This window comes from Acinetobacter sp. UBA2063, from assembly GCF_002333245.1.
Lineage (GTDB): Bacteria > Pseudomonadota > Gammaproteobacteria > Pseudomonadales > Moraxellaceae > Acinetobacter > Acinetobacter parvus.
Window position 1 is genome coordinate 1 of sequence record NZ_DDAH01000190.1, and the last position, 5752, is coordinate 5752.

Consider the following 5752-nt stretch of genomic DNA (forward strand, 5'->3'; position numbering starts at 1 on the left):
ATGGTTCAAAAAGGGTGTTAAATAATCAAATTTCATATTTTGTTACAATATTGATTATTTTTTAATCTAAAACTGTAAGTTTTTACCCTTTTTGTAACTATTTATCGTTAAAGACTAGACACACTTCGTAAGCGCTGAATATTATCCACCCAAGAAAAGTAATTGCAAAAGTGAATAATTAGACATGTGCACTGTATTTCAATGCTGTTTTGTTGAGATAGAAAAGCATGTTCTCTAGGAGTTTATACAATGCAGTTTTCGCTGAAATATATTCTAGCGCTGACGGCAGGCTTAAGTTTAAGCCCGTTACATGCTGAAATGGTACAATCATCATCATTAACAAATGATGTTGAAGGTTCTAATTTAGCAGCCCGCGTTTTGAGCAAAGATTCTCAAAATTTTAATTCTCGTTTTTCTAACGTCAATAGTCTTTCAATCACTGAGAGTTATGGTGACAAAGTACGTCGCCAAACAATTGCTGCTAAAATTGATATCCCTGAAGAAGAGCCTTCAGTGATTGAAAAACTTAACACTGTTGCGTCTAATACCGTACGTAAGTTTAGCCAAACTGGCGTAGCATCATGGTATGGTCGTCAATTTCATGGTGGTAAGACTGCAAGCGGTGAAACATTCGATATGAATGGTTTGACTGCTGCACACCGTAGTCTGCCTTTGAACTGTTACATCCGTGTAACGAATAAGGACAATGGCAAGAGCGTGATTGTGAAGATAAATGACCGTGGTCCTTTCCATGGTAACCGTGTACTCGATTTATCTTACGGTGCAGCGAAACAGATTGGTCTTGCCAATGTGGGTACTGCCAATGTAAATATTGAACGTGTTGATGGGCCTAATTCTTAATTCAGGTTCATCAATTCGATAAAAAGTCACCTTGTGTGGCTTTTTATGTTTTAGGTTTCCAAAACTTTTATTTTGTTTAATTAGAGACATCATTTCCTTACCATTCCCGAGAATCATTTTGACCCTCTCGCTTTTCTTCGGTATATTCAAAAAAACATAGTCGCATAGCAAGGAGAGCGCTGTGAAATCAATTACTGAATGGTTTGATGAATATAGTGACAACCATCAAGACCAAACCAATAAAAAAATTCACTGGGTCTGCGTTCCAGCCATTCTTTTTTCAATCATTGGGATTCTTGCTCACTTTAGCACGCTACTCACCGCCCTGCTGCTTGTACTGACCTTGGTCTTTTATGCACGTCTGGATATTGTGCTGGCGGTGGCAATGGCCGCGCTATTGGCAGTCATGGCATGGCTGATTGTGATTCTGCCTGTAGGGGTAGGTTTTTACATTGGCGTTTTTGTGGTTGCCTGGATTGGACAGTTTTATGGGCACAAAGTAGAGGGCAAAAAGCCATCATTCTTCAAGGACCTGCAATTCCTCCTGATTGGCCCAGTATGGTGCATGGACGCTTATTTGGCTAAAGTCCTACCTAAATGGAAATCTCGTCAAAAATTGGCGCTTACAAGCTGATTTAGCGCATGTTAGGTTCATCAGGATTCAAGGAAGATGTCATTGATACATTCTTCCTTGATATTTTAGCCATCCATCAATGTGTTTTCCTTGAGGATCATGGTGAGTCCAGTGAATCACACCACCTTTTTGGTTGTACTCATATTCACCATAAAACTCAACTTTATCGCCTTTTTTAAGTCCCTCAATTTTTGGTGCCAAATCAATGTTGTGGGCAATCAACACAGTCAATCCGTTCTCAAGTTGTAAAATCATTTTTTGATGTTTTGAACCTTGATCGTCATCTGGCAAAATTGCTTTTATTGTTCCCTGGGCTTGAACCTGAATATTACTTCGTTGCTGTTGATATGCCTGCATGATCTTCTGTTGATCATCTATGACTAAATTGGTAGAAGGTGGCAGAGCTGAGCCATTGGTTGTATTTTGTTTTTGCTTGAAATCCAATCTCAAATAAGCAGCAATAAGAAAAACCATCACGATGACAATTAAATTATTTTTTTGAGTTTTCATATCCACCTTTTTATCAAACACACCATAGCAAAATGCCAATCATATTGATTGGCATTTTGATCATACAATGTCTATGTCGCTTAGAATAGACGATTCATACCATTTAACGCAGCCACACGATAGGCTTCCGCCATCGTTGGATAGTTAAATGTTGTTTCAACAAAATACTTCAGGGTATTGTCTGGACTATGCATAACCACCTGCCCAATGTGGATAATCTCTGCTGCATTATTACCAAAGCAGTGAATACCCAAGACTTCCAAAGTATCGCGGTGGAATAGAATCTTTAATTCACCTACCGTATCACCCGTAATCTGTGCACGGGCCAAGTGACGGAAAGATGCCTGCCCTACTTCATAAGGGACTTTCTCATCGGTAAGCTGTTGTTCAGTCTTACCAATCGATGAAATTTCTGGAATGGTATAAATTCCTGTTGGGACATCCTTGATCGGTTTAACGTTCTTCTCGCCCACCATATTCGCCCCAGCACAGCGTCCCTGGTCGTATGCAGCCGATGCCAACGATGGCCAGCCAATGACATCACCCGCAGCATAAATATTATCAACTTCGGTTTGATATTGGTCATTCACCGTGAGCTGACCACGACTATTCGGCACTAAACCAACATTTTCCAAGCCTAAACCATCGGTATTCCCCGAACGTCCGTTACACCACAAAATCGCATCGGCTTTAATTTTTTTACCGCTTTGCAAATGCAGCACCACATGATCATCAAAAGTTTCTAAATGATCTATTTGTTCATTATGGCGAATCAGGACCCCTTGCTCACGCAAGTGGTAAGACAATGCATCGGCGATTTCATCATCCAGATAGCTTAAAAGTTTATGCTGGGTATTAATCAAGTCAACTTTATGGTCCAGCCCAATGAAAATGGAGGCATATTCACAGCCAATCACCCCTGCACCATAGATAATGATTTTATGGATTGCATAATCCAGATCAAGGATCTTATCTGAATCAAACACACGGGGATGGTTAAAGTCTAATTCTTTCGGTTGATATGGACGGCTACCTGTTGCGATCACGATTTGTTTACAGATAATGCTATCCTTAATGCCATCCTGACCAAAAATCAGGACGGTGTTTTTATCCTGAATATAGGCACGACCATGAAAGACCTCAATTTTGTTGCGGTCATAAAAACGGGTATGTGTATCGACTTGCTGCTGAATCACTTTATGCGCATTACGCAGCACCTGTTTCATGGTGAACTGTTTCCATTCACCTACTTTTTGAAACATTGGATCACGCTGATAACGGATAATACTGGAAACCGTTTGACGTAATGCTTTACTCGGAATTGTTCCCACGTGTGCACAGTTACCACCGAGTTGATCACGAACATCAACAATTGCAACACGTTTACCTGCTTTTGCAAGCTTCATTGCCGCGCCTTCACCCGCAGGGCCAGAACCGAGAACAACTGCATCAAACTTCACAATATTCCCACCAATGACCTCTTTCTTACGTGGCATTCAAAGCTCCTTTCATTGTTGCTGTTACTTCTAAATATATGATAACTAATATGCGGCGAATTAATGTATTTCTCAACCATATATTTTAAATATTGACATTTTCAAAATGAATACCTGTTTCTACTACAAACTTGACTATAATAATGCAGTCTTGATCGGTTCAATAATTAAGGGAAAAGTGAAATATGTCTGAACACCGTAAACCTGAACAGGGCGTAAAACTTCGTGGCGCGGAAAAAGTCGCTAGAATTCCTGTAAAGGTGATTCCTACGGTTGAAGTCCCACGTAAACCTGACTGGATACGCGTCAAAATGGCGGCCCCTGAAGAAGTGCAACGCATTAAAACTACGCTGCGTGCACAAAAATTGCATACCGTGTGTGAAGAAGCGGCCTGTCCGAATTTGCCAGAATGTTTTGGTGGTGGTACAGCAACCTTTATGATTATGGGGGCAATTTGTACCCGACGTTGTCCTTTTTGTGACGTTGCACATGGTCGACCAAATGCGCTTGACCCTGAAGAACCACGTCACATGGCAGAAACCATTGCCAACTTAGGTTTGAAATATGCCGTCATTACTTCGGTGGATCGGGATGACCTACTCGATGGCGGCGCGCAACATTTTGTGGATTGTATTAAAGAAGCTCGCGCTTTGAGTCCAAAAACTTTATTAGAAATTTTAGTTCCTGATTTCCGTGGTCGTATGGATATTGCCTTACGCATCATGACAGAATGTCCACCCGATGTTTTCAATCATAATATTGAAACCGTGCCACGCTTATACAAAGCCATGCGTCCAGGTTCAGACTATCAGCATTCGTTAACGCTACTAAAAATGTTTAAGGAATACTGCCCTGATGTCCCGACCAAATGTGGTTTGATGGTTGGGATTGGTGAAACTGAAGAGGAAGTGCTTGCATTACTGGATGATCTGCGTGCGCACGATGTGGACTATGTCACGATTGGACAATATTTACAGCCGTCCAAACAACATGCGCCAATTGATCGTTTTGTGACACCAGAAGAATTTGAGCGCTACGCAGAACATGGTCGTAAATTAGGCTTCAGAAACATTTGGTCTGCGCCAATGGTTCGTTCAAGTTACTTTGCCGACCGACAGTATCGTGGTGAACCTGTGCCTGCGGTACGCCGTAAAGTTGACCCTGCCAAGAAAATTGCTGTACAAACTGTAGAAGCTTAATCAAGTTTCTATGAAGTAAAAAAGGGAACAATCATGTTCTCTTTTTTAATTTTTGATATGAGATAATCCAATTTTAAAAAATAATTTCTGTGAACTAACTAACGTTTCTTAACGAGCGTGAATTCCTCGTGAATAATTACCAATCGACACGCTACTACCAAAAAATCACTTAAAAACATTAATTTACTTTACACCCTAGTCCGCATAACCTGATTGGAGTAGAAGTGAATTTTAAAAAATTGTGATTTGTATTTTTAAACTTAATACATCCATCTTTTTTGGAATTTCCTCCGAACAAAAAATGAATATCAAGAAGCTTTGTCAATTTAAACCGTTAATTGGAAGAAGACTTCTTATTATAAATAACTTTGAGATCAGGATAGACACATGAATAAGAAAATTACAGCTTTGACTGTTACTGCATTAGCAAGCTTTGCATTGTTAGGTTGTAATAGTGATTCAGACAACGATGCCGAGTCGTCAAATGTGAATACTGGCGATACTTTAATTCTAACTGCCAATGGAATGATTAGTTCAGTCGATAGATCAATGCCTGACAAGCTTGTGTCTAACCGCAAGATTAAAGGATTAATGTCTGGGGATGAACTGGTAGGTATTGATTACCGCCCTAAAGATGGAAAACTTTATGCTGTTGGTCTACAGGGGAACTTATATACTTTAAATCCAAACAATGGCGAAGCAAGTTTCCTGAGAAAACTCATCGCCGACCCGAGCGATAACGCAGATGGAAATGCATCTTTCACACAAATTATGGGTGATGCCAACCTTATCACTGTTAATTTTAACCCTGCTGCAGATCGCCTACGTGTAATTTCTAACACAGGACAAAACTTGCGTATCAATGTTGATACTGGTGCAACCATTACAGATGGCACGATTAATTTAGCCACAGGTAGTGCAGCAGTTGTTGCAGGTGCTTATACCAATGCCTTTGCTGGCACAGGTTCAACCAAACTATATAGCATTGACCAAAATTCTGATCGCATTTATCTTCAAAATGCGAACGCAGGTACATTAGGTAAGTCTACGGC

6 protein-coding genes are annotated in these 5752 nt (G+C 40.3%); 4 read left to right on the forward strand and 2 right to left on the reverse strand.

The window, feature by feature from the left end; genetic code table 11:
* The first annotated feature begins 249 nt into the window (after positions 1-249).
* Both B4H32_RS09210 and B4H32_RS09215 read left to right on the forward strand, forming a co-directional pair.
* Positions 250-861 (forward strand): septal ring lytic transglycosylase RlpA family protein, encoded by a 612-nt coding sequence (locus tag B4H32_RS09210; RefSeq protein ID WP_286802354.1) that lies wholly within the window; start codon positions 250-252, stop codon positions 859-861.
* 181 nt (positions 862-1042) lie between these two features.
* Positions 1043-1495 (forward strand): DUF962 domain-containing protein, encoded by a 453-nt coding sequence (locus tag B4H32_RS09215; RefSeq protein ID WP_286802357.1) that lies wholly within the window; start codon positions 1043-1045, stop codon positions 1493-1495.
* 39 nt (positions 1496-1534) lie between these two features.
* Here B4H32_RS09215 and B4H32_RS09220 read toward each other — a convergent pair whose 3' ends face one another.
* Both B4H32_RS09220 and sthA read right to left on the reverse strand, forming a co-directional pair.
* Positions 1535-2005 (reverse strand): DUF3465 domain-containing protein, encoded by a 471-nt coding sequence (locus tag B4H32_RS09220; protein ID WP_286802359.1) that lies wholly within the window; start codon positions 2003-2005, stop codon positions 1535-1537.
* 80 nt (positions 2006-2085) lie between these two features.
* Complete coding sequence (sthA, locus tag B4H32_RS09225) at positions 2086-3501, reverse strand: Si-specific NAD(P)(+) transhydrogenase (protein ID WP_004757858.1); 1416 nt, start codon at positions 3499-3501, stop codon at positions 2086-2088.
* A 185-nt stretch (positions 3502-3686) separates the two neighbouring features.
* On the opposite strand from sthA, the gene lipA reads away from it, so the two are divergent.
* Both lipA and B4H32_RS09235 read left to right on the forward strand, forming a co-directional pair.
* Positions 3687-4700 carry a lipoyl synthase gene (lipA, locus tag B4H32_RS09230; RefSeq protein ID WP_005329970.1) on the forward strand — a complete coding sequence of 338 codons (1014 nt, stop codon included), beginning with the start codon at positions 3687-3689 and terminating at the stop codon, positions 4698-4700.
* A gap of 387 nt (positions 4701-5087) precedes the next feature.
* Positions 5088-5752, forward strand: a 665-nt coding sequence (locus B4H32_RS09235; protein WP_286802364.1) for a DUF4394 domain-containing protein, incomplete at its 3' end; no start/stop codon positions are given.

Coding starts and splice junctions, on each gene's coding strand:
- B4H32_RS09210 (WP_286802354.1), top strand. CDS start 250: ATGCAGTTTTCGCTGAAATATATTCTAGCGCTGACGGCAGGCTTAAGT.
- lipA (WP_005329970.1), top strand. CDS start 3,687: ATGTCTGAACACCGTAAACCTGAACAGGGCGTAAAACTTCGTGGCGCG.
- B4H32_RS09220 (WP_286802359.1), bottom strand. CDS start 2,005: ATGAAAACTCAAAAAAATAATTTAATTGTCATCGTGATGGTTTTTCTT.
- sthA (WP_004757858.1), bottom strand. CDS start 3,501: ATGCCACGTAAGAAAGAGGTCATTGGTGGGAATATTGTGAAGTTTGAT.